The sequence below is a fragment of the Alistipes sp. D31t1_170403_E11 genome, from assembly GCF_015553985.1.
Taxonomy (GTDB): domain Bacteria; phylum Bacteroidota; class Bacteroidia; order Bacteroidales; family Rikenellaceae; genus Alistipes; species Alistipes montrealensis.
Genome location: NZ_JADNHQ010000002.1, coordinates 252,724 through 277,391, shown reverse-complemented (window position 1 = coordinate 277,391; position 24,668 = coordinate 252,724). Strand labels below are relative to the sequence as shown.

18 protein-coding genes are annotated in these 24,668 nt (G+C 57.6%); 6 read left to right on the top strand and 12 right to left on the bottom strand.

Going from position 1 to position 24,668, the window contains the following annotated elements; translation table 11 throughout:
• From murD to I2E69_RS04590, 4 genes are read left to right on the top strand one after another with little or no spacing between them, the layout of a single operon-like run.
• Entirely contained in the window at window positions 1-1,350 is a 1,350-nt protein-coding gene (murD, locus tag I2E69_RS04605) for a UDP-N-acetylmuramoyl-L-alanine--D-glutamate ligase (RefSeq protein ID WP_195459160.1), read from the top strand.
• Window positions 1,351-1,353: 3 nt separating this feature from the next.
• Window positions 1,354-2,730 (top strand): FtsW/RodA/SpoVE family cell cycle protein, encoded by a 1,377-nt coding sequence (locus tag I2E69_RS04600; RefSeq protein WP_195459157.1) that lies wholly within the window; start codon window positions 1,354-1,356, stop codon window positions 2,728-2,730.
• Window positions 2,731-2,740: 10 nt separating this feature from the next.
• A complete protein-coding gene (locus tag I2E69_RS04595) occupies window positions 2,741-3,862 on the top strand; it encodes a TlpA disulfide reductase family protein (protein WP_195459154.1) in 1,122 nt (373 codons plus the stop codon).
• Between the two features lies 1 nt (window position 3,863).
• Window positions 3,864-4,259 carry an RNA-binding S4 domain-containing protein gene (locus tag I2E69_RS04590; protein ID WP_195459152.1) on the top strand — a complete coding sequence of 132 codons (396 nt, stop codon included), beginning with the start codon at window positions 3,864-3,866 and terminating at the stop codon, window positions 4,257-4,259.
• A 94-nt stretch (window positions 4,260-4,353) separates the two neighbouring features.
• Here I2E69_RS04590 and pth read toward each other — a convergent pair whose 3' ends face one another.
• The 3 genes from pth to galE form a co-directional block, all read right to left on the bottom strand.
• A complete protein-coding gene (gene pth, locus I2E69_RS04585) occupies window positions 4,354-4,917 on the bottom strand; it encodes an aminoacyl-tRNA hydrolase (RefSeq protein ID WP_195459149.1) in 564 nt (187 codons plus the stop codon).
• 15 nt (window positions 4,918-4,932) lie between these two features.
• Window positions 4,933-5,505 (bottom strand): 50S ribosomal protein L25/general stress protein Ctc, encoded by a 573-nt coding sequence (locus I2E69_RS04580; protein WP_195459146.1) that lies wholly within the window; start codon window positions 5,503-5,505, stop codon window positions 4,933-4,935.
• 207 nt (window positions 5,506-5,712) lie between these two features.
• Window positions 5,713-6,741 carry a UDP-glucose 4-epimerase GalE gene (galE, locus tag I2E69_RS04575; RefSeq protein ID WP_195459142.1) on the bottom strand — a complete coding sequence of 343 codons (1,029 nt, stop codon included), beginning with the start codon at window positions 6,739-6,741 and terminating at the stop codon, window positions 5,713-5,715.
• A 228-nt stretch (window positions 6,742-6,969) separates the two neighbouring features.
• On the opposite strand from galE, the gene kbl reads away from it, so the two are divergent.
• Window positions 6,970-8,157 carry a glycine C-acetyltransferase gene (kbl, locus tag I2E69_RS04570; protein WP_195459139.1) on the top strand — a complete coding sequence of 396 codons (1,188 nt, stop codon included), beginning with the start codon at window positions 6,970-6,972 and terminating at the stop codon, window positions 8,155-8,157.
• A 10-nt stretch (window positions 8,158-8,167) separates the two neighbouring features.
• Complete coding sequence (locus I2E69_RS04565) at window positions 8,168-8,641, top strand: Lrp/AsnC family transcriptional regulator (RefSeq protein WP_195459137.1); 474 nt, start codon at window positions 8,168-8,170, stop codon at window positions 8,639-8,641.
• Window positions 8,642-8,819: 178 nt separating this feature from the next.
• Here the strand turns inward: I2E69_RS04565 and I2E69_RS04560 are convergent, their stop codons facing one another.
• The 9 genes from I2E69_RS04560 to I2E69_RS15390 all read right to left on the bottom strand — a co-directional run bounded on the left by I2E69_RS04560 (window position 8,820) and on the right by I2E69_RS15390 (window position 24,522).
• Complete coding sequence (locus I2E69_RS04560) at window positions 8,820-10,553, bottom strand: family 43 glycosylhydrolase (protein WP_195459134.1); 1,734 nt, start codon at window positions 10,551-10,553, stop codon at window positions 8,820-8,822.
• On the bottom strand, window positions 10,546-12,921 hold the full coding sequence (locus tag I2E69_RS04555) for a SusE domain-containing protein (RefSeq protein WP_195459131.1): 2,376 nt from the start codon (window positions 12,919-12,921) through the stop codon (window positions 10,546-10,548). The genes I2E69_RS04560 and I2E69_RS04555 overlap by 8 nt, the downstream gene beginning before the upstream one ends.
• Before the next feature lie 11 nt (window positions 12,922-12,932).
• The gene (locus I2E69_RS04550) at window positions 12,933-15,926 is read right to left on the bottom strand and encodes a glycosyl hydrolase 115 family protein (RefSeq protein ID WP_195459130.1); all 2,994 of its coding nucleotides are present in this window, start codon (window positions 15,924-15,926) and stop codon (window positions 12,933-12,935) included.
• Between the two features lie 101 nt (window positions 15,927-16,027).
• Window positions 16,028-17,209: a SusE domain-containing protein gene (locus tag I2E69_RS04545; protein WP_195459127.1), complete on the bottom strand. Its 1,182-nt coding sequence runs from the start codon at window positions 17,207-17,209 to the stop codon at window positions 16,028-16,030.
• A 23-nt stretch (window positions 17,210-17,232) separates the two neighbouring features.
• Window positions 17,233-18,489 carry a glycoside hydrolase family 76 protein gene (locus I2E69_RS04540; RefSeq protein WP_195459125.1) on the bottom strand — a complete coding sequence of 419 codons (1,257 nt, stop codon included), beginning with the start codon at window positions 18,487-18,489 and terminating at the stop codon, window positions 17,233-17,235.
• Between the two features lie 12 nt (window positions 18,490-18,501).
• Entirely contained in the window at window positions 18,502-19,671 is a 1,170-nt protein-coding gene (locus I2E69_RS04535; RefSeq protein ID WP_195459123.1) for a SusE domain-containing protein, read from the bottom strand.
• Between the two features lie 35 nt (window positions 19,672-19,706).
• Window positions 19,707-21,362 carry a RagB/SusD family nutrient uptake outer membrane protein gene (locus I2E69_RS04530; RefSeq protein WP_195459121.1) on the bottom strand — a complete coding sequence of 552 codons (1,656 nt, stop codon included), beginning with the start codon at window positions 21,360-21,362 and terminating at the stop codon, window positions 19,707-19,709.
• Between the two features lie 12 nt (window positions 21,363-21,374).
• Entirely contained in the window at window positions 21,375-23,312 is a 1,938-nt protein-coding gene (locus I2E69_RS04525) for a SusC/RagA family TonB-linked outer membrane protein (RefSeq protein ID WP_317191087.1), read from the bottom strand.
• Window positions 23,197-24,522: a TonB-dependent receptor plug domain-containing protein gene (locus tag I2E69_RS15390; protein WP_195459119.1), complete on the bottom strand. Its 1,326-nt coding sequence runs from the start codon at window positions 24,520-24,522 to the stop codon at window positions 23,197-23,199. Before I2E69_RS15390 ends, I2E69_RS04525 begins: the two co-directional genes overlap by 116 nt.
• Window positions 24,523-24,668 lie beyond the last annotated feature (146 nt).

Genomic DNA, 24,668 nt, shown 5'->3' with positions numbered 1-24,668 from the left:
ATGAAAAACATCGTCGTACTGGGCGGGGGAATCAGCGGCTACGGTTCCGCGATCCTTGCCAAAAAGAAGGGGTTCGGGGTTTTCCTCTCCGATGCGGGGCGTATTGCCGACCGCTACAAGGCCAAGTTGGACGAGTGGGAGGTTCCCTACGAGGAGGGCGGCCACAGCGAGGAGCGTATTCTCGCGGCTACGGAGGTCGTCAAGTCCCCCGGCATTCCCGACACGGCGCCGATGGTGTGCAAAATCCGCGAAGCGGGAATCCCGGTGATTTCCGAAATGGAGTTTGCGGGCCGCTATCTGGGCAAGGCCAAATGTATCTGTATCACCGGTTCGAACGGCAAGACTACCACTACGTCGCTCATCTACAAGATCATGCGCGACGCAGGCGAGAACGTTGCGCTGGGAGGCAACATCGGCGAGAGTTTCGCCTATTCGGTCGCGACGGGCGAATATGACTGGTATGTGCTGGAACTGAGCTCGTTCCAACTCGACGGCATGTATAAGTTCCGGGCGCACGTGGGCGTGTTGATGAACATTACGCCCGATCACCTCGACCGCTATGACCACTGTTTTCAGAATTATGCCGATGCGAAGATGCGCATCACGCAGAACATGACCTCGCGCGACTGGTTTGTCTATTCGGGCGACGACGAGGTGATCTGGAACGAGCTTCCGAAATACGATTTGAGGATGCGCCAACTGCCCTTTGCGGCTAAAAACGCCGTGGCGAGCGGCGCGGGCGATGCGTTCCTCTGCGACGGGAAATTCACTGCGACGGCCGGAAAGGCATCGGTCGAGATCGACACGGCGAAAATGCAGATCAAGGGCCTCCATAACGCTTACAATGCCATGGCGGCGGCCCTTGCGACCCTTGCGGCGGGCGTTGCCCCGACGAAAATCCGCAAATCGCTCTACGACTTTACACCCGTCGAACACCGCCTCGAACCCGTGGCGGAGAAGGGGGACGTGCTGTGGATCAACGATTCGAAGGCCACGAACGTCGATTCGGTTTACTACGCGCTGGAGAGCATGACGCGTCCCGTGGTGTGGATCGCCGGAGGCACGGACAAAGGCAACGATTACGAACCCCTCAAGGCGTTCGCGGGTGCGAAGGTGCACACGCTGGTCTGCATGGGACTCGACAATGCCAAACTGATCCGGGAATTTACGGGCGTGGTTCCCGAGGTGGTTTCGACCGACTCGCTCGAAGCGGCCATGGCGGCCTCGAAGGCGGCTGCACGTCCGGGCGACGTGGTACTGCTGTCGCCGGCCTGCGCGAGCTTCGACCTCTTCAGGAACTACGAGAACCGCGGGGAACTGTTTAAAAACTGGGTCAAAGAAAAAGCATAACCGATGCTACGGGACGAGAGCAGAGCCGATGGGCAGGCGACGGCCGAACTGGCGCGCGATGCAGCGCCGCGCGGTGGCAGACGAACTTCGGGGGGCGGTAAAGCGGCCTCCGCGGACGATGCTGCCTGCGGAGCGGAGACGGCCGCCGAAAAACCCAAATTCCGGATCTTCAACGGTGACCGCGTGCTGTGGATCATCGTTGCCGCGCTGGCGGTGATCTCGGTGCTGGTGGTCTACTCATCGACGGCCAAGATGGCTTACGACGCCCATACGGCCCGTACGACGGCACATTTCCTGCGTCAGCAACTGATGCTCCTGGTCGTCAGCCTCCTTATCATGGTCGCCGTGCAGAAAATCAACTGCCGCATTTACAACCTTTTCGCCCGGCCGGCTTATTTCCTTTCGGTGGCGCTCACCGTCGCCGTCTACTTCATCGGTGCAACGACCAACGGCGCGGCGCGCTGGATTCCGCTCGGCCCCTTCCAGTTCCAGCCTTCCGAGGCGCTGAAGGTCGCCACGGTGCTGTTCCTGGCCCAGCAACTCGCCGGGCGGCAGTCGAAGATCGACAAAATCCGGATCGTGCCGTCGTGGAAGTTCTGGACGTGGCGTTCGTCGCCCGAGCAGCGGAAAATCTGGCGCGAAGGGACGCGGCCGATTCTGTTGCCGGTCGCTGTTTCGGCAATGGTGATCTTTCCGGCGCATACCTCGTCGGCCGTGCTGGTGTGCCTGGCTTCGTGGGTGATGATGCTGATCGGCCGTGTCCGGTTCGGGGAACTGATGAAACTGGTGGGATGGGGCATTGCGGCCATCGTCGTCATCATGTCGCTGAACCTCGGGCGCAGCGAAACCGCCGAAGGGCGTGTTTCGACGTGGATTCACCTCTGGACCAAGTCGCAGACCGCGAAACCCATCGAACATCTTTCCGACACCGAACGTTCGATGATCGCCATTTACAACGGCGGTATTCTGGGCGAAGGCGCCGGACAGAGTGCGATGCGCGTGGAGATGATCCACCCCGAGAGCGACTACGCCTACGCCTTTTTCGTCGAGGAGTACGGCTTTATCCTGGCCGTGTTGCTGCTGATGCTCTATCTGTGGGTCTTCTTCCGGGGAATCGAGATATTCCGGCAGTGCGGAACCGCTTTTCCGGGATTGCTCGTGCTGGGGCTTGCGCTGCTGATCACGTGCCAGGCGCTGCTGCACATCATGGTGACGGTCAATCTGATCCCCGAAACGGGTCAGACCCTGCCGCTGATCTCGCGCGGCGGCTCGTCGATGCTCTTCACGATGATCGCCTTCGGGATGATTTTGAGCGTCAGCCGCCAGAACGACGAACAGTCGCACGACCGGCCGAAAAATGAAACGTTGTACGAAAAATAGTTGAACCCCGATGAAACGTTTGCTGTATCTGCTCTTTGCTGCGGTGGCCGTAACGGCCTGCGCTCCCGCTGTTCCCGCCGGCGAATTTTTGATCGCCGGGAAGATAGAGAATGTGCCTGACAGCGCGGTAGTCTTTCTGTATGAAATGCGGGGGAGGATATTGCAGGAGATAGCCGTGGATACACTCGTCGACGGGAAATTTTCCTTCCGGGATACGGTGGCTTTTCCGAAACGGGTGTTGCTCTACGCCGAGGGTGAAGGTTATCCGAACTGGCTGTTCGAAGTCTGGGTGGCTCCCGGCAAGCGTGTGAATGTTAAGGGGCGGGATAAGATGATCGGACTTTGGGATGTTTCGTCGGAAATACCGGAACAGCAGGAAGAGAACGCTTATCTTGTCCGGGTCGTTCCGGAGATGCGTGAAATGATGCTGTTGATGGCCGATGCGCCCGAAGAGCCTTTTTCAAATCGGAAGGATTCCTTGTATAAGGGGTTGTTGAGTCGGATCACGGCTAAGACCGTCTGTTACATGCAGACGGCCCCCGTAACGACGGTCTGGATAAATAAACTGGTCGAATATGCCGGATCTTTACAGTATGGAATCGGGACCGGTTGCAAGGCGGAGATGCTTGCGCTTTACGATCGGATGTCCGCAGAGCAACGACAGTCCCAGAAAGGGCAACTGATTGATGCCTGTCTCAATCCGCCTCCGGCGATCGGCATTGGCGATGAGATGGTGGACGGCGACCTGTATGATGTGGATGGAAATCGGCATCGCCTGTCGGAATTTGCCGGGAAATACCTCCTGCTCGATTTCTGGAGTGCGGGCTGCGGTCCGTGTGTGCAGGCGATTCCCGAATTGAAGGAGATCGGCGAACGCTACAAAGATCGGGTCGAAGTCGTGAGCATCAGCCAGGACCCGGAACGGGAGTGGAAGGAGTTCGTCGCCGGGAGGCAGTTGACAGGAAACCAGTGGAACCAGCTTCTTGAGGGTAATATCGGTCTCGGGGCCAGTTATCGGGTGAAGGGAATCCCGCACTTCGTATTGATCGCTCCCGACGGCCGGGTGCAGGATATATGGGTCGGTTACGGCAAGGGAAGCCTGCTGGAGAAAATAGCGGAAAACATAAAGTAATATGGAAGATATTCGATTGGACAAATACCTTTGGGCGGTGCGTATTTTCAAGACCCGCAGCGATGCCGCCGATGCCGTGCGCAATAATAAGGTGACGGTCAACGGGGCTTATGCCAAGCCTTCGCGCGAGGTGAAGACCGGCGACGTGATTGCCGTGCGTAAGTTGCAGGTGACCTATTCTTATAAAGTCCTCGATCTGGTGTCGAGCCGCCAGCCGGCGAAAAACGTCCCGTTGTACTGCCTCAACATCACCCCGCAGGAGGAGTTGGACAAACTCAACGTCCCGCGCGAGACGATCTTCGTCGTTCGCGACCGCGGTACGGGCCGCCCGACCAAAAAGGAGCGGCGGGAACTGGACGGACTGATGGACGAGGTTTACTACGACGAAGATGAATGAAAAAAGCGGCTTTCGGCCGCTTTTTCCTGTTTGATGCGAGCCGCTCTTCCCGTTCGGGAATGGTCGCGGCCCTGTCGGATACCTGTTTTTTGAGTTACTTCTTGTTGAAAAAGTTCATCGTCATGGCCGTTCCGACGGTCGCGAACGACCGGACGGCGTCGACAAAGACCTTCAGCCGGTCGGGCATGGCCTTCTGTTCCTCGTCGGTCCACTCCCCGAGCACGTAGTCTACCTGGTGTCCCTTCGGAAAGTCGCCGCCCACGCCGAAACGCATCCGGGCGTACTCCTCCGTGCCGAGCAGTTCGGAGATATTCTTCAGGCCGTTGTGGCCTCCGGCGCTCCCCTTCGGGCGCAGGCGCAGCGTGCCGAACGGCAGCGCGATGTCGTCCGAGATGACGAGCAGGTTCTCCTGCGGAATCTTTTCGGTGTCCATCCAGTAACGGACGGCCTTGCCCGAGAGATTCATGTAGGTCGAGGGTTTCAGCAACACCAGTGTCCGCCCCTTGTACTTCGCTTCGGCCACATCGCCGTAACGTTGGGTGGTAAAAACAGCGTTGGACGCCTCTGCAAGGGCGTCCAACACGTTGAAACCGATGTTGTGACGGGTTCCGGCGTACTCGGCGCCGATATTCCCGAGCCCAACAATGAGGTATTTCATACTCCTTCGGCCGGCTTATTTCGCAGCCTCGGCAGCACCGCGCGACGCACGGGTTACGCGAACGGCGCAGACAGCGGTCGTAGCAGGGGTAACGAACTTCAGGTTCTCGATATCGAGGTCGCCGACGAAGATGGTCTTGCCTACACCCAGCTCCGTAACGTCTACGACGATTTCGTCGGGCAGGTTCTCGACCAGTGCGCTGACGACCAGCTTGCGGGCCGACAGGGCCAGCTTACCGCCGACTTTCACACCCTCGGCGTTGCCGGTCAGGCGTACCGGGATGGCGATCGAAACGGGTTTGCCGTCGGCGATACGGTAGAAATCCAGGTGGAGAATCTCCTCGCGGATGGGGTGGAACTGAGCCTCGCGCAGCACAGCCTTCTCTTTTTTGCCTTCGAGGTCGAATTCTACGATGTAGGAGTTCGGGGTGTAGATCAGGGGTTTGATCTCGCGGGGATCGACCGAAAAGCTTTCCGTCTCACCATTGCCGCACAGTACGCAGGGGACCATGCCTTCGCGGCGTACCGCTTTGGCTGCTTTCTTGCCGAAATCGGCGCGCTTTACAGCCTTTACCGAAATAGTTTTCATAATTTGTTTTGTTTTTTAATGTGTTACCTTCGGCGGTTCTCAATGCGGCCTCTGCGGACCGCATCCCATTTCCGCCTGCTTTGGGAGCGCAAAGTTAGTGTAAATAATTAAAAATGAAAAATTAGCGCCCGAAAAATCGCTGTCTGCCGGTAAAAACAAGGGGAGGAGTTGCTGCTCCGCCCCTTGAAAAAGATCTTTTGCGTCCGGTTATTCGATTCCGCGGATGTGTTTCTCCCAGGCCCAGGCGGCGCGGAGCGTTTCGTCGAGCGAACGCTCGGCTTTCCAGCCCAGTTCGTTGTTGGCCAGGGCCGGATCGGCCCAGATGGCGATGATGTCGCCCGCGCGGCGCGGAGCGATCTTGTAGCAGAGCTTCACGCCGTTGACCTCCTTGAATTTGTGCACCAGCTCCAGTACCGAGACCCCGCGGCCCGTGCCGACGTTGAAAATCTCGTAAGGCTGTTTGTTCTTGTCTTCGATCATGCGGCCGATCGCGGCTACGTGGGCTTTCGCGAGGTCCACAACGTCGATGTAATCGCGGATGCACGATCCGTCGGGCGTCGGATAGTCGTCGCCGAAGACCGAAAGGCACTCGCGCAGTCCGGCGGCGGTCTGCGTGATGAAAGGCACGAGGTTCTGCGGCACGCCGCGCGGCAGTTCGCCGATCAGGGCCGAAGGATGTGCGCCGATGGGGTTGAAATAACGCAGCGCGATGCCCTTCATACCGGGATAGGCGGTGAGCGAATCGCGCAGGATGTCTTCGCACATCTGCTTGGTGTTACCGTAGGGCGAGGTCGCCGGCTTGCGGGGCGTCTGCTCGGTTACGGGCTGCTTCTCGGGTTCGCCGTACACGGTGCACGACGACGAGAAAACGATGTTCCGGCGGCCGAATTCACGCATCAGGCCGATGACGTTCATGAACGAGGTGAGGTTATTGCCGTAGTATTCGAGCGGCTTCTGGACCGATTCGCCCACGGCTTTCGATGCCGCGAAGTGGATCACCGAGTCGAACTCGTATTGTTCGAAGACTTTGCGGAAAGCCGCGCGGTCGCAGCAGTCTACCTCGACGAAGGGTATGTCGACGCCCGTGATCTTGCGCACGCCTTCGACGGCGTTGAGGTCGCTGTTCGAAAGGTTATCGACGATCACTACGTCGTAACCCGCGTTGATGAGTTCCACGGAGGTATGCGAGCCGATGTAGCCGGCTCCGCCGCTGACCAATACACACGATTTTTTCATAAGGAAGCTGATTGTTATTTGAGCAACAAAGATATTATTTTTTTATACGGCGGCAAAGAAAATGCCGTTGAAAAAACGACTCCGGGATATTGAAGCCCGGCGCTGATAACAAATTGTAACCCGTATCACGAAAAAAGCATTCGGAACGTATCGGTTTTCAAAAAATTATCGTACATTTGTAACAAATCGACACTTTGCAATCGGAATTTCATCAAAAAATTAACGGATATGTACGGGAAAATCAAGGAGTACCTGCAGCATGAACTCGCCGAAATCGAGGCCGCAGGGCTTTACAAACGGGAAAGGATCATCGCTTCGCCCCAGCGGGCCGAGATCGAGGTTGCAGGTCGGAAGGTGCTTAACTTCTGCGCCAACAATTACCTCGGTCTCTCGGACAATCCGCGGCTGATCGAGGCTGCCAAACGCGCCATGGACAACCGGGGTTACGGCATGTCGTCGGTGCGCTTCATCTGCGGCTGCCAGGACATCCACAAAGAGCTGGAAAAGGTTATCGCCGACTATTTCGGCACGGAAGATACGATCCTTTACGCCGCCTGCTTCGACGCCAACGGCGGTGTGTTCGAACCTCTCTTCTCGGAGGAGGACGCCATTATTTCCGATTCGCTCAACCATGCTTCGATCATCGACGGCGTGCGCCTGTGCAAGGCCGTGCGTTATCGTTACGCCAATGCCGACATGGGCGAACTGGAGGAGTGCCTGAAGAAGGCCCAGGCCCAGCGTTTCCGCATCGTCGTCACCGACGGCGTCTTCTCGATGGACGGCAACGCTGCGCCGCTCGACAAAATCTGCGCTTTGGCCGCGAAGTACGACGCGCTGGTGATGGTCGACGAGTGCCACTCGGCAGGCGTGCTGGGCAAGACTGGCCGCGGCATCACCGAACTGTACGACCTGCGCGGGCAGGTGGACATCCTCACGGGTACGCTCGGCAAGGCCTTCGGCGGCGCTGTGGGCGGATTCACCACGGGCCGCAAGGAGATAATCGACATGCTGCGCCAGCGTTCGCGTCCCTACCTCTTCTCCAACTCGCTGCCCCCTGCCGTGGTGGGCGCCGGGATCGAGACCTTCAAGATGCTCGCCGAGAGCAACGAAATCCATGACCGCCTCGTGGCCAACGTCGAGCATTTCCGGGCCGGGATGATGGCTGCGGGCTTCGACATCAAACCTACGCAGTCGGCCATCTGCGCCGTGATGCTCTACGACGCCAAGTTGTCGCAGGAGTTTGCCGCGAAGTTGCAGGACGAAGGCGTTTTCGTCACGGGTTTCTACTACCCGGTGGTTCCGAAGGGCCAGGCGCGCATCCGCGTGCAGGTATCGGCGGGCCACACGACCGAACACCTCGACCGCTGCATCGCCGCCTTCACGAAGGTCGGCAAAGAATTGAACGTAATCAAATAAATTTACCGCTATGGCTAAAACCGCATTGGACGCGATCGATCGCAAGATTCTCAAATACCTCATTAAGAATGCGCGCATGCCTTTCCTGGAGATCGCCCGCGAATGCGGAATCTCCGGCGCCGCCATCCACCAGCGCATCCGCAAGCTCGACGAGTCGGGCGTGATTCTCGGAAGCCGGCTGATCGTCGACCCCAAGATGATGGGTTTCGATGTCTGCGCCCACATCAGCATCACGTTAAAGGACCCGCAGTTGCTCAAACAGACCGTCGAGGAGCTGCGGAAGGTTCCCGAAATCGTGGAGTGCCACTTCATCACCGGCAACGGCAATATCCTGGTGAAACTCTACTGCGTGGATAACGAACACCTGATGCGGACGATTTTCGACGGTATCCTGCGTATCCAGGGAATTGCGACGACGGAAACTAACATTTCGTTGCAGGAGGTGTTCCAGCGCGAGGTGAACATCGATTTTATCGACGAATAGCGCAGGTATCCCTGCATTTGTACGTAAGGCACGGAGGGGTTCCCATCCGTGCCTTGCTTCGTTTGCGAGGGCCGGACCGGCCTTTACGGGGTTCGCCGGGGATCGGTCCGCGGTCATGCAAAACCCCTCCTGAAGGGGAGGGGTTTTGAACGGTTCGGGCAAATGTTGTCCGGAGCGGTTATTTGTTGAAGACGGGCCGGTCTACGGATTGGGATGTCGGCTGCTGGCCCGGCGAAACGGGCCAGCCGTCCACCCAGTTGATCCGGTCGAGCATCAGGCATCGGTAGTCCTTGTCGTTGGGATAGGCGTGATAGAGAATCCAGTCCTGTCCGGCATCGTCGGTGATGATGCGCGAACAGTGTCCCGGCGAGGAGAATGTGCTGTTGCCTTTCAGCACCAGCTCGTGGTGGACGCTCATCATGTCGTTTCCGTTCTTATCCACATAGGGACCGAAAACACTTTGCGACCTGCCGACGACAATCCGGTAAGTGCCGCCTTTCGAATAATCGCCCGTCGAAACGATCAGGTAATACCAGTTATCCCTTTTCAGGACGACGGAAGCCTCGTACTGGCCTCCGGCCACCTCCCGGCGTTTCTGGGTGGCCTTGTTCTTGATGGCCGTTCCGTCCTCGGTCAGTTCGAGAACGCTGATGCTGCGGAAGCTGCCCCAGAACAGGTAATTCCGGCCATCCTCCTGATAGAGGTAGGCGTCGATGGAAATTTCTACGCCCTGTTCGTTGCTGTCGATCAGTTTCCCGAGATCCGTGAACGGTCCCGTGGGCGAGTCGGCGACGGCGACGCCGATGGCGTGTTTGTAATTCTTACCCGGCTGGGAGTAGTAAATCACGTATTTGTTGCCGACTTTATTGACCGAGGGCGCCCAGATCCCGGCGTCCTGATCGGTGATCTGGGGATGGGTGGAGTCCGTAAAGAGCGAACCGACGCGTGTCCAACTGATCAGGTCGGGCGAACGCATGATCGGACTGTTCTTCATGTCGGGGTCGTTGCGTTTATGTTCGGTGGCGTAGAGGTAGAAATAACCGTCGTCGCCCCGGATTACATCGGGGTCGGGCAGCGAGAAGTTCGTGAAGATTGCGTTCGAATAGGCTACCGGAAGCGTTGTCACGGTTAATTGGTATTGCTCCGAAGCCAGCCATGCGTTGTCTTCCACGTTGCACCGCACCGTCCAGACGAGCGGAAGGGTTTCGCTTCCGCTTTCCGCATGGGCGTCGAAGAGCTTGCGGACCTCCTCCTTCGAGAGGTCGAATTCGGTTTTCCCGGCCAGGTCGAACGAGGCCAGGGGTGCGCTGAAGTCGCCGCCCTTCCGGTCGAACAGCAGGGTGTACGACGGGGTTTTGGTTCCGGAGGTCTTGGCTGCCGACCAACTGAAGTGGAGATTCTCCTCGAGCAGGGTCAGGTCGGCCCTGCTGCCGTTTTCCGGGGTGAAGAGCGCCTCGACGATATACGGCTCCATGGTGTTGGTGACAATCAGTTTGCGGGACTCTTTGCCGCCGTATGTTTTATCGCCCGCAAGCGCGTTTACGGTCCAGATGAGAGATGCCGTGCCATCCTTCTGAGTTGCTTGGTAGAGGGTTTTCACGTCCTGGTAGGAGAGGGTCAGTTCGGTCTTGCCGCCTGCCTGAAAAGAGGCTGCCGGGGCTGTGAAATCGCCTCCTTCCAGATCGAATACCAGTTCGTATCCGTCGGGTTTGCCGGTGGTACGCTCCCACCAGAACGTGAGGTTCGACAGGGCGTCGAGGTTGACGGAAAGCCCGTTTTTCGGGGCTGTCAGTATGGTTGCCGGTTCCCCGGTTGCCGGCCCGTCGGGGCCGGCCGGAGAAGACTCCGACTGGCTGCATGCCGACAGGATTGTTCCGCAAAGGATTGCGAATGTGCTGATCATTTTATTCATGTGTGTTCTTGAATTCGTGGGTGTAATGTCCCTTGTCGTCGTTCATATAGAGGTACAGGTCGGCATACCACCGTGTCAGGTTGTTGCCGTCGCACAGTGCGTCCGGATATTTGAATGCGGGGTCCCACTGGTTCGCCAGGGAAGGCTGGACGTACCAGTAATCCGCTGCCGTCGAAGCGTTGGGACGATCGCCGTTTGTGGACATGCGTCCGAACGGCTGCGCCTTTCCGTCGATGGTGAATTTGAACTTATACCGTTCGTCGAAACCCCAGCTCGTCTTCTGGAGCGCGATGTTCAGGTTCTTTGCCGCCCATACGCCTTTCCCTTCGTAGGTCATGGCGGTCAGTTTGGAGGTCCAGCAGAAGAAGTGCTCCACGTTGTCTACCTGGACGATATAAGCCTTGCCCGATGTGATGTTGAACCGGATGCGGTAGATGCCCTCTTTCGCTGTGGTTCCTTCGGCTTCGGCGGCCGAGTTGATCTTCTTGACCTGGGTCCCGTCTGCCGTCAGCGTGTAGAAAACGGTTCCGGTAACTGATCGGAAATAGAACTTGCTTCCGGCGCCGAGTTTGGTGAAAATTTCGTATTTGTAATCCTGGTTCTTGAAAGCGTCGACCTCGCCCGACTGGCCGATGGAGGTGTTGTAGGAGGCCGAAGTGATGTAGGAGGCCTTCTGTCCGGCCTCGCTTCCCGTGCCGTCGATATACAGGGGATCGCCGTCGGCGAATGCCTTCACCTCGACAGGATTGACGAACTCGTGGGTATAGTGTCCCTTGTCGGCGTTCATATAGAGTCTGACATCTGCACACCATTTGGCAAGGTTCGAATCGTCGCAGAGCCAGGCCGGATACTTGAATACCCAGTGGTCCCATCCCGTATACGAAAGCTGCAGGTCCCAGTAGGAGGCATCTTCGCTCTGTCCGGGACGGTTTCCGGTGACGCTGCCCTCGTTGTTTTTCGAGAGGCCCTGAATCTGGTCGATGCCGTCGAGTTTCATGACGAACCGGTAGCGGTCCTCCTTGTAGCTTCCCATGTCCTTGAGGACGATGTTGTAGGACGACAGGGTCCAAAGTCCCTTACCGGCGTAATTCATCACGGCGTCGGTGACCTTGTTCTGGTCATAAGCTCCCCAGGCGAACCGGAGGTTGATGTATTCCACCTTCCGCACGTCGGCCTTCTTTGTTCCGTCGGCCTTGAAGCGGATTCGGTAGATGCCGTCCTGTGCGATTTTGACCTGTGCATCCTCCTCGGTTTCCGTTTCGACGAATCCGTCGGAGGCGGTCGCCTTGAAGAAGTGCGTCTTTTCGTTGTTTTCGTCCGTCGTATAGAAATAATACTTTTCGTTTGCCTTCAGCGAGACGAATACTTCGTAGTAGGGGAAATCCTTCCAGTTCTGGCCGATCTTCTCCATCCGGTCGTGCCAACTGTCGTTGTCCGTTTTGTAATAGCTGTCCGGGATGTAGACCATCTGCTGGCCGGTTTCGGTCGATCCGGGAACCCCGATATAAAGCGGGTCGCCCCCGGTGAATGCGGGAATCTTCTCCTTCGGGATGACCGAGAAGGTGCGAATCTCCTCGGAGATGGTTTTGTTTGCGCCGATCTTGGCATAGACGGCCCATTTCAAATAGTAGCTGTCCCCGTCGGCTGCTACCGGCGAGGCGTCGTAAAGTTCGGTCAGTTTCTCTTTGGTCACCACGGTTTGGGTCGCTGCGAGTGTCTCCTCTCCGGCTTCCAGTTCCACGCTGAGAAGCGGCTCCGAAAAGTCGTTGCCGGCCTGGTCGATCACGAATGTGTAGCTGATGTCCTTTTCACTACCCAGCCATACGGGCTTCGACCAGGAGAAAGTCACATCTCCGGCGAGTTTTTTCAGATTGAAAACGGTCTCTTTCTCGGGTGCGATCAGCGTTTTGACAACCACCTTCGCTACGGTCGTGAACGTGATCAGCCGGGTCTCTTTCGACTGCGTCCTGCCCCGCTCCGAGGTCGTGTAGACCCGCCATGCGAGTTCGGCGGTCTCTCCCGCTTCGTTTTTATTCTCTTCGAAAAGCCGCTGGATGTCCTCGAACAGGAGCGTGTGCGACGTTTCGGTCGTTTCGAACCGCTCTGCCGGAGCGGAGAAGTCGCCGCCGGCCTTGTCGAAGACGAGTTCGTACTTCAGGCCCTCCCCGGCCGATTTCCAATCGAACCGGAGGCCTTCGAACTCTTCGGGGTTTAAAAGTAACGTGTTGACGCTCAGCCCGTCTCTGGGCGCCGCCAGTTTTTCTACGGTTGCCGGTCCTGCCGGGTCCGAATCCGTCTTGTCCGACGAACAGGACACGAGCGTTGCAGCCAGAGCAAACACGGATAATAGGGAATTTTGAAGTGTCATAAGTATGGCTTTTAGTTGGTTTTAATTTGATTTTTATATCGGGAATCGGCCGTTGCCACCTGTGTGGACGGCGGTCCGAGGTAAGAGCGTTTCATGCCTCCGAAATCGATGACGATCTTCTGGATCACCATCCCCGGGTCACCGGTCCGGATACGGAGTGTGTGGCGGCCCGGCGCGTCGACGTGCAGGACCGATTTGTTCACCACGCTGTTTCGCAGGACGCTCTCGTACCATACCTGGGTGTATTCGGTATGGGATGAAGTGGGGGTCGCGATGGCTCCTCCGTCGATCTGGATACTGTATTTGGTGTCTGTATTCGTATTCTCAGGCAGCTTGAAATCCCGGTCCGCATGGAGCGGAAAGAGCGGAAGAACGTAGGTGTAGACATCCACCGGGCCGGCGTCGAAACAGTAGAAATCGTATTCTGCCGAAGGGGTGTTCTCGTCCCGGTAGTTTTGCAGGGGTGCAGCAGGGTCGCCGAGTTGAAGGGCGTCGCCGTCGGGGCCTAACCCGGGAACCGGTTTCACGGCGACCTTCCCGTTGCCTGTTATCCGGTGGAAAGCGGCCGCAGGAATCGAAACATATCCGTCGCTTTGGACATAGAGGTTTCCGAGGGCTTCCCGTGTGGGTTCCGCCGGATTGAAGACCGAAACCAGGACCTTTAGGGTTCCGCCCGTTCCCCGGATGGAAATCTCCCCGAGGATATCCTTTCCCGCGGGAACTTTCGTCCAGTCGACGGACACCCCGATCCGCTCTTCGGAGCCGGTCGTGCCCGACGCTTTCGAGAGCACGATCCAGTCGTCGGACACCCCGGCTTCCCAGTTGACGCTTTCGCAGCCGGTGTTGTACACCTCGATCCAATGACTTTGGCGCAGGTATTTGTCGAAGACGGGCAATGCCCGGAAACTCCGTATGCCGCTTACGTCCTCCCCTTCTACGGCAAGGGCGAGGGATGCCGGGCCGTCGAGGTCGATGTAATGCAGTTCCGGGAGTTTGAAATAGGAACTCGTATGATCGTAGTTCTGCCTCAGGGACATCATATGGCGCCACTTTCCGCCGAGAATCGAATTGTATTCCTCCGTGATCAGGACAAGCGAATCGTGGCAGGCTTTGACTTCATCCGCTGTACGGTTGGCCGATGCGCGGTGCTGACGGGCGTACATCCGGTTCAACTGGCCTTTGAGCGTCATCCGGTTCATCAGTTCGATGCCCCGGAACGGATACCAGACGAGTTGGCAGAAAGCTGCCCGGTATGCCTGCGGAAGCGAATCGTAGCTCTTCCGGGCATAGCTTCCCAGTTCCGAACAGGCGGCGAGCCGCCGCTGCGCCTCGTCGTAATTGAGGAACGAGAAGTCCGTGTCGGTCGGCTGCTCGCATTGGTTGCCGTAGTGGTTCCAGTGATAACCCCAGCCCATATACTCCGGTTTGCGGCTGAATGCCAGGTTCAGGAATGCAGTGTAGTTCCGGCACAGTTCGTCGTACATCGTTTCGCCGAAAATGGCGCTCAGCCATTTAGCCGGATACTCTACGACGGTTTCCGGCGTGAAGGCGCCGATGTCGTAGCCCATGTCCATGAACAGCGAAACCTGCATTTCGCTGCCTTTCAGGTCGCCGCAGTTGAGCAGCCAGTAGCGGTCGGCTGTCGTGTCGTACGCTTTTTTCAGCTCTTCGTACATCAGTGCCGGCGGCGTGGTGCTGAACCACAGGTAGCTGTGGGGAACCCCGAGATAGGAGACGTGGTAATAGACGCCCGAGCGTCCCGAGCGCTGTTGTTCCCGGATGCCGCTCAGCCGCTTGAGGTAGCCGTAGTTGTCGTCGGGCCAGACGATCGTCACCTCGTCGGGAAGTTCCAGTCCGTTGGAATAGATTTCCAACACCTCCTTGTAGGGCGTGAAGACCTGGGGAACCTCCCCGACGGGACCCGAAACCTCCGCGGAGATGATTTTCCGTTGGTCCGCAAGGGCTTCGGAGAGCATCCGGACCTTCTTCTTCACCGGGATTCCGTTCGCCATGACAGCATCGTGCAGGCCCCGGAGCGCCAGCGGGTAAACGTTCTCGTACGGGGAAGCCTCGCGGACCCGTGCGGCCAGAACTTCGTTCATCTTCTCCCGGTTGGCGTCGTAGTCCCATGGTCCCATGGTCTTTTTGTCCCACTCGCCGGCCGTGTTGAGCAGCAGCGGTTCGCAGTGGGTTGCGGTCAGGACGATGGCGAAGGAGTCTGCGACCATCCGGTTCTCGGGAATGCTGTGGAACGGTGTCGATACCGGATGCATGGCCGGAGCGAGCATGTTGCCCTTCAGGCGCAACAACAATTCGCAAACTTTGGAATAGGTGCGCGGCCCGATGTTGCCCCGCTCCTTTTCGAAGGTTTTCGCTGCCCAGGGCGTAAGTCCCCAGTCCTCGTCGTTCAGGAAAATCCCTCTGTACCGGACCGAAGGCTCGGCGGAATAGTGACCGGGGGCGTCGACATACAGCCGCTCGTGTTTTCGGACCGGCACGTCGGCCCACCAGTACCACGGGCTGACACCTGCCTTCTCCGAAAGGGACAGGATGCCGTAGGCTGCGCCCCGGCGGTCGCTTCCGGCGATTACGAGGGCCTCGGAAATTCCGGGGAAAGGTTTCCGGACAGTCCGGATGTGGTACTGTTCCCAGCCGTTCCGGATCGGTTCGAGGTCGATTTTTCCCGCTTCGGCAAGACGGCGGATGGCATCGCAGCCGTCGATGGTCCCGACGATGACGCAACTCTTTACCCCGTCGAGCGAGGTTACGACTTTCGCCGGGATTCCCGTGACGGCCCCGATGTCCGAGGCGAACAGTCCGGCGGATTTCTTCACGACGGGTGCGTCGCTGCCGTCGACATAGACGACCGGCTGCCGGTGCGGTCCGGCGAGATAAAAGACCGACGGAGAGTTCCCTTTCGCAGGAAGCACCGTCACGTCCTTCGCATCCAGCGGGTGGATGCAAAGGACGGAGAGCGCGAATGTGTAAAACAGACTGCGTGTCATACGGTTTTCCTACTTCTTCGGAATGGGGTTGCGTCGGCCGGAGTTACCGTCGTGGGCGGATTCACCGGATCCGGTTTCCGCGTCGGCTTTTATCGGCATGGCTATTTATCCTTGAATGAGCGTTCGTGGAAATAATCGGCCTTGTCCGCATTGTTCATGTGCACCCGGAAAGTCGCCAGTTGGTTGATGCCCTCGCTGTCGTTGGTCGTTTTCCACGAATGGACCCAGTCGTCTTTGAGTGCATTCACGAACCGGTAGACGTTGAAACATTTCGGATTCGCCTCGGGGTTTTCCTCGGGGCGGAAGTCGTCGTTCCAGTAAGCCCATCTTTCGATGCTCTGGTCCGTATAGTACACCTTGAAATGATACCGGGTGTCCTTCTGGGAGGTCGTCCCGACATTCCAGGCGAAATCGACGATTTCCCATACGCCGTTGCCCTTGTAGGTCATCGGCTGCTTGCTTTCGGCGCCGAACCACGGACGGTTCCAGAATACCACTTTTTCGATCTCCTTCATCGACCAGGTCATGGTGTTGAAGTCGAGGTATACCCAGTAGATGCCCGCTGCCGGAGCCGCATTGGAACTCTCTTCGGCATAGGTGCATCGCAGCGTTCCGTTCTCTTCGAGTGCGAAGTAACGGTCCAGGTCGTCCTTTACGGTGAACGTCCCTTCCGAGAATTGCGTAAAACATTCCATGGCGCCCTGTTTCCGGTCTGCGATGTGTTTCCCGGTAGTTGCCGATACGGGAAGTGCGGCGTTGAGCCTGATGGCGGCCTGGTTCTCCGTTGCCGTACCCTGAAGCGCGAGCGTAGCGGGAAGCGGGTCTACGGTATTCGGCATCGTAACCAGGATGGTTCGTGATCCTCCTTCCTGCACGCCTGTAACCTGGTCGAGCCCTTTGAGCGTCCGGACGGTCCACTTTACGGTGACGGTCTGGCCGGGCAGTCCGCCGCACAGGGCGACGATGGTCGACATCGTGGCGGAAGATACCTCCAACGAGGGCATGAAGCCGTTGGCCGTACTCGTGATTACATACGCGGGTTTGGAAAAGTCACCCTCTTCTTTGTCGAAAAGAACCTGATAACAGGCGTTGTTTGTCTTGGAGTTTTCCCATTCGAACACCACAGGCTGCCCGGCGGTGATATCGAGCGGATACTGATCCCTCGGAAGGTAGAGTTTGCCGGGGGAGCAGAGTTCGTTCTGACGATTGTTATCGTCGGAGTCGCATGCCGTTACAGCCATGACCGTAACGACAAGGAGAAGCATATTTAATATACGTTTCATGTTTCGATCGAATTTCAAACGGACTATTTATATCTTTCAACGAACCACATGGATTCGAGCGCCTGTGCCGCACTCGTATAGGCCCCGAGCGAACCGCCCGTTCCGGGCGTCCTCGCCTCGTAGCACTTGACTCCGAAATAAGAGTCGGCCCAGCCCAGCGGCGACTTGTCGATGCCGCGTGTCCAGTAGTAGGAGGCATGGCGCAGCAGGTAGCGGTCGAGTTCTTCGCGGATGCGCGAATCGACGGCGTCGATATTGCTGTCGACGGCCATCCGGGCGGCCCAATGGAAGAATACGGCGTGGAAGATCGAGTTGTTCTCGTCGGCTCCTTCGTCGCGCATGATCCGCTCTGCTTCGTACGTTTCGTTCATGGACGCCGCCGACATCTGTCCGCGGGCTGCGGAGATCGCTTTGCGGATGTAACCCTCCTCGCCGGTCAGTTTCCAGATCAGCCGCCCGGCCTCCATGCAGGTTCCCTGGGTATAGCTCAACGGCGGGTTGCCCAGCGTGCCGTCCGAGTTCATGGCATGGATGTTCTGGTCGAAACATTTGAAGGCTTCGTTGAGGTAGCGGTTGTACTCCTCGCTGTTTCCGGCCTCCTTGGCGTAGCGGGCCAGGGTGGCTGCTGCGATCGCTCCGGGGCCGTTGGTGCACTCGTTGGCGCCCAGGCTGGTCCATTTCCACGGCAGCCAGCCGTATTGGTTGTAGGCGAAACGGGGCCGCACGCATTCGTCCCAGGTCTGTTTGGCCGCAGTGTAGTAGGTTTCGTCTTTTGTGGCGTCGTACATTTGCAGCAGGGCGATGGTGATCCAGAGCGTATCGTCGGTGAAGTCGTTGCCGAAGCCGGTGCTTCCGCGCCACGAGGCGTTGCCTTCGTAGTTGTTGCCCCGTTTGTCGTACCAGCGTTTGAAATAGCTCCGGATGAGTGCGGCCTGATCGGGATCGGAGTACTTGATCCGGTTGTAGTAATCGACCATGGCCCCCATGGCGTGGGCCTGCTGCCAGTAGCAGTTGCCGTTGTTCTTTTGGTTGTTGTACTCGCTGTAGGAGAATACTCCGTCCGCTCCGTTGCGGTTCGAACTGCAATAGAACCGTTCGATGAATGCGGTTGAAACCGAGTCGGCAGCCTCCGCCCAATCGATTTCGTAGTCGGAGTAAATGTTGGCTTTCTGCTCCGTAGGAGGGTTGGTGATGGACATATAGTCTTCCTCGCAGGCTACGGGAAAAACGGCGAGCATCGAAAATATAAACGGTAGACCCATGAATTTATACAGTTTCATAATTGTTCCTTATTATTTGAATTTATACTCGTGCCACCACGTTCCGGCCGGATTGTCCCCGTTCAGGTAGAGGTAGCAGTCCAGTTTGCGTCCGCAGTCGGCGGTCAGGAATTTGTAGGTCATCTCCCAGTTCACTTTGTCCGTCGTATTGACTGTTTCCGTCGTGTAGAGATTGACCTTGAGGTAGTCGGTCGTATAGGAGGTTCCGAGCGAGGCCTGGGTTCCGAGATACAGTTTGGTTCCGTCTCCGAGCGTGGCGTTGAAGCGGTGGCGCGAATCGTTGGCGGAGTTGTTGGAAATGGTATTCTCGTAGTCGAGCAGTGTCCAGACGCCTTTCCCGGCATAGGTCATGGCCTGGTTTACGGTCGACATCTTGTTGTCGGCCCACGACGCCGCATAGTATTCGATCTTCGAAACGGTGTTGTAGGACCAGGTCATCATGTCGAAATCGATCTTGAGCCAGTAAATCGCCTCGGAGGGCATCCGGTTGTTGACGGCGGTTTCGGAGTAGGTTACGGTTTTGTTTTCGTTCAGCACATAGTACCTGCCGAGGTCGTCCTCGACGGTGAAGCCGGTGCTGCCCTTGATCTTCGTGAAGCATTCGAAGGTTCCCTCCGAGGCGGCTGCCTTGTCGATGCCGGCCGATGCCGCCATGTTGATGCCCGTCGGGTCTTCGAGGGCGTCGCCCCGGAGAATTACGGTCCGGGGGAACGGATTCATGGCGTTCGTCGTGGTCACCGACAGCAACCGCGACTCGGAATAGATACTGCCGAAAAGGCCTTTCGAGGCGCGTACCGTCCATTTGAGGTTGCCGGTTTCGGAGGTTCCTAATCCGGCGGCCCGTGCCACGGCGTTCAGTTTCTTGGACGTGACGCTCAAATAGGTCTTGGAGCCGTTGAGCTGGCTTGTCATTGCCGCCAGGGGAGCCGAAAAATCTCCGCCCTCGAGGTCGAACAGCAGTTCATACGATACGAAGCCGTTGTCGTAGGCGACCGACGGGGCCCACTGGAATTCCACGTCGGCGCCCCGTGACAGGTCGACGGCCTTCCCGGAAAGGGGGAGGTAGAGTTCGTTTCCCGGTTGAATGTTATAGTTGATCTCGTTACCGTCGTCGGTGCATCCCGAAACGAAGGGAGACACCGCTACGGTCAGAATCGCGATATTTCGAAATAGGGTTCTCATCTTGTTTTATGTCGTTTAGTTTGTCTGCCGCCGGTTTACCAGCCGGGATTCTGCGTGAGGTTGTGGTTGATGTCCCGTTCGCTCTGGGGAATGGGGAACCAATATTTCATGTTGTAGGATGCCGGGCACTGGATGTTGCTTCCGTCGTCGAGGAACGGAGCTCCGGTCGCCCTGGAGGTGAGGACTGCCGCTCCTGTGGACTTGATGGAGGGGTTGTCGAGGGCCGCCCAGCGGCGCAGGTCGAAGCATCTGCGGCCTTCGAGGGCGAGTTCGGTGCGGCGTTCGTCGCGGATTGCCTGGCGGAGGTCATCGCCGCCGGGATAAGCGCAGTAGTCGTTCGAGAATCCGGCTCTTTTGCGGAGCGGGAAGATCGTGGCGTTCCATACGTCGGCGGTCATCTTGCCGGTTTCGAACATCGATTCGGCGTACATGAGCAATACGTCGGCATAACGGATCTCCATCAGCGGTTTGTAGGAACCGCCGCCCGAGCCGACCGTGTTGGCTACGTAGTTCTTGATGTTGTAATAACCCGTCAGTGTCCGGTCGTTCGTGCCGTTGTACGAATCTCCCAGGGCGGGATCTTTTTTCTGGGCCGCCGTCTCGTCGGCCGGATTGGTCCAGCAGGTATAGGTCCCTTTGCCGACCCCTTCCGAACCGATGATCTTGCAGGATTTGGCTTCCGGAATCTGGAGGGTGCAGCCGTTATAAGCTATCGTCGCGTAGAAACGCAGGTCGCGGTCTTCGTAGTCCGTATCGTCGGCCACCGTGCCGTCCGTCTTGCGGAAACAATCTACCAACTCCTGCGTGGGCGAGAAGGCGACTTCGGCTCCTGCGCCGATCGACTGCGGGATTCTCGGACCGGTGGCCCAGCTCCGCTTGATGTTCTCCACGCCGCCTTCGTAGGCGAATTCGATGGTCATGATCGATTCGGGGCCGTAATGTCCGTTGGTGAAGAGGTCCGTATAGTTGTCGGCGAGCGCATAGATCCCGTATTCATCGCTGTTGATGAGTTTCGCACACTCCCGGGCGCAATTCTCGAAATCGTTGTCGAGCAGGTAGGCCCGGGCGTTGAGCGCGACGGCGGTTCCGCAGGTCACGCGTCCGTTCTCGGCTGCGGTGAGCGCCGTGTTCTTCGGAAGGATGTGCGAAACCTCTTCCAGCTCGGAATGGATGAACTGCTTGATATAATCCGCGCTGGTGCGTTTGATCGTTTTCGACTCCGGCAGCGTGGGATTGCTCGTCAGGAAGGGAACGTCGCCGAACCACGCCGTGAGGCGCATATAGGTAAAGGCCCTCAGCAGTCGGAGTTCCGCGATGAGCCGCGACTTGACTTCGCTCCTGATATTCATGCGGTCCTGGTTGTCCAGCGCGGTATGGATGGTGCGCAGTTCCTGGTAGCACTCTTTCCATTCGTCCGAGAAACGGCCGCCGTTCGTCGTTGCGAGCCCTGTCGCCGTTTCCGTGGAACTCGTCGTGTGGCGGCTGCCGTAAACGTCGTCGGAAAGGAGGTTGTTTCCGAAGTAACGGTCGGCACTCCAATACTGGTTGTATCCCAGGTAGAGGGCGGCCATGCAGTTGTCCTCGTAGTTCCAGAACGTTGCGTCGGAATAGGAGTTGGTAGGATACTGTTCGATGCCCACACAACCGGCCAGGCCGACCAGCAGAAACGATAATATAGTGTACTTTTTCATAAACTTAGCTTTTTAGAAAGTCAGATTGATTCCGCCGCCCCAATAGCGCAGGGCCGGGTAATTACGGACCGAGTTGGCTCCCGAACGTCCCATGTTGCTGCCGAATTCCGAGGACTCGGGGTCCACGAAGCCGTATTTCGTAAGTGTCAGCGGATTTTGGGCGTCCAGATAGATGCGCAGGCTCTTGCAGCCGAATTTCTGGGTCCATCTTTTAGGCAGGGTATAGCCGAGCTGGATATTCTTCACGCGCAGATAAGCTCCGGTGATCATGTTCAGCTCCGAGCCGGCCTGTCCCCAGTTGTTGGTGGCGCTGACGGTTCCTTTCGTTGCCAGGCGGGGCCACTTTGCATCGGTGTTCTGGGGTGTCCAGTAGTCGAGCTGGTGCTCGTACATGGTCATGCCGTAGTCGCTGTGGAACGGCTCGACCAGCTCGCCGCGGATGGCGCTCGTACGCTTCAGGACGCCCTGGAGCATCAGCCCGAGGTCCAGTCCCTTCCAACGGACATTGTAGCTGAATCCGAAGGTGTAGCGCGGGAAACCGTAACCCAGGTAGGCGCGGTCGTTGATGTCGATCACGCCGTCGCCGTTGACATCCACATAGCGGACATCTCCCGGACGGAGCTGCGAACGGTCGATCGTCGAGGGAATGGCGGCTTCCTGAATTTCGTCGTAACCGGAAAAATAGCCGGCTACCTTATAGCCGTAATAGGAGTTGAGGGGAAGTCCTTCCTGGATCAGGACCGTGACGCCGTCGTTGGACGAGATTTTCGGCGTGCCGTACGTCACGACTTCGTTTTTCGAGTCGGCGATGTTGAGCGAGAACTTGTGGTCCCAACTGCCGTGCACGAGGTTGTAGTTCAGTGTGACTTCCCAGCCCTGGTTGTCCATCACGCCACGGTTTTCCTTGGCGATGCTCGCGCCGAAGACGCCCGGGACGATGGCCGGAAGCAGGATGTCGGAGGTCCGTTTGTAGAAATAGTCGAAACTTACATTGAGCCGGTTTGCGAAGAACGATGCGTCGAGACCGATGTTGAAGGTTTTGGAACGTTCCCAGGTGAGGGCTTCGTTACCCATGGTGAACATCAGGCCCGGAACACTCGAGCCGTTGAACCCGTAGGCGTTCGTCCAGATGCCGTAGGTCGTCATGAAGTCGTAGAGGCCTACGTCCTGCTGGTTGCCGTTGACGCCGTACGAGGCCCTGAACTTGAGGTCGCCGACCTTGTTGCGGTAGTCGCCCATGAAGCCCTCCTGCGAGAGGCGCCAGCCTACGGAAACAGCCGGGAAGAAGCCTCCGTTGCGGACCTTGAGGAATTTGGACGACATGTCGTAGCGGGCCGTAAATTCGACGTAGTATTTATCGTCGTAGGAGTAGCCGATACGCCCGAAATAGGATTGCAGCGCCGAACGGGTGTTGTCCTGTGTCGACAGTTTCGTATCCTCGTCGACCACGACGGTTCCGTCGCTGGGTTGATTCAGGTCGTTGAGGTATTTTTTCGATACGCTTAAGGAATAGTGTTTTTTCGACTCCTGGGACCAGCCGGCCAATGCGGTAATGTTGTGCTTTTCGGCGAATGTGCGGTTGAAATCCAGAAGTACCTGTCCGTTGAGGTAGGTGTCTTTTCCCACCCAGTCGTCGGCGGGATCGGTCGTGCTGCCGGCCAGCGCTGCGGTCGAGGAGTCCGACCAGTTGGCGCCGTTGTCGGTAACTACGTAATAGGAAAAGTGGTCGGAAAAGCGGTGCTCGCTGCGCGATTCGGCGCTGAGGACTCCGCGGAGCTTGAGGCCCTTGACGATCTCGAATTCGGCGTTGAAAACACCGCTGATGTAGTCGTTGTCATACTTGTTGTACCCCCCCCCCGACAAGTCCGCCGAAGACGGCTCCGCAGCCTCCGTATTTGTAGTTGTTGGCGTAGAAGGTTCCGTTGCCGTCCATCGTGCGCATAAAGTAATAGGTCGGGAACCGGGCGAGGTCGGCGAAGAGGAATCCGCTGGTCGTCGGGGATTTGGTTTCGGCCCGCGTATAGCTGACATTGGCGCCGACTTTGAGGCGGCCCCACTGCGTCGATATGTTCGAACGCACGTTGTAGCGCTGCTTGCCGTAGTCGGGGCCGATGTAGTTGGATTCCTGGTCGAAGTATCCTGCCGACAGCATGTAGGTCGTATGTGCCGTTCCGCCGGAAACGCTCAGGTTGTAATTCTGCTGCATGGCGGTTTTCATGGCCTGCTTTACGAAAGGTTCGCAATCCCCGTGTACGTACATGTCCTGAATTTCGCTTGCCGAGAAGATCGGGTTGAGCCCCGAATTGGTCAGCGCCTCGTTTCGCAGGATCGAGTTCTTGTACGAAGGAACCGGGTCCCAGAGGATGTGCGGGTCCTGGGCGCCGAGCTGGGCGCTGAAGGTGATGCTCGGAGCCGTTTCCCGGTGACCCTGCTTGGTAGTAATCAGGATGACGCCGTTGGACGAACGTGCGCCGTAGATGGCCGAGGAGCCCGCATCTTTCAGGATGTTGACGGATTCGATGTCGTTCGGGTTGAGGTCGTTCATCCGGGATGCCTCGGCCTGCGGGACTCCGTCGATCACGACCAGCGGCGAATTGTTGCCTATCGTGTTGACGCCGCGGATGGAGAGGTTCATCTGGTCGCCGCCCGTCGGGTCGTAGTTGCGTGTCTGGATAATCAGGTTGGCCGCCGTTCCCTGAAGGGCCTGCTGGATGTTGGCGACCGGCCGGTCCGCCAGGTCTTCCCGGTTTACGGTGGAAACGGCCGAGGTGATGTGACGCCTTGTCGTCGTTCCGTAGCCGATGACGACTACTTCGTCCAGGTAACTCGTGTCTTCGGCCATGGTCACCGAGATTTCGGTCTTTTTGCCGACCGCCTCCACGACTGTCTTGTAGCCGAGGTAGACGAACTTCAGGTTGTCGGTGTCCTTGACACCCTTGATGAGATAGGTTCCGTCTGCATTGGTAGCCGTACCGTTGACTGTGCCTTCAACGAGTACGGACACCCCGATTAGCGGTTGGCCTTTCTCATCCACAATCCTGCCGCTTACCGATTTCGCACCGGATTGTCCGTAGACGCCGGAAATGCCGGTTGCGATCAGACACCACAGCAATGCGAGCGAATAGCGCGCAAAGGTGCTAAAAGTAGATTTCTTGATCATAAGTGGTTATTAGAATAAAGGTTGCATGGTTTCTCCATACAAACATATTTATTATTGAATAGACGTATGTACGATTTTATGCCATTTAAGTACAGATTTGTACTTTCGTGCTGATTTATGAAAAAATTGGCTTAATTTCGGGGCAA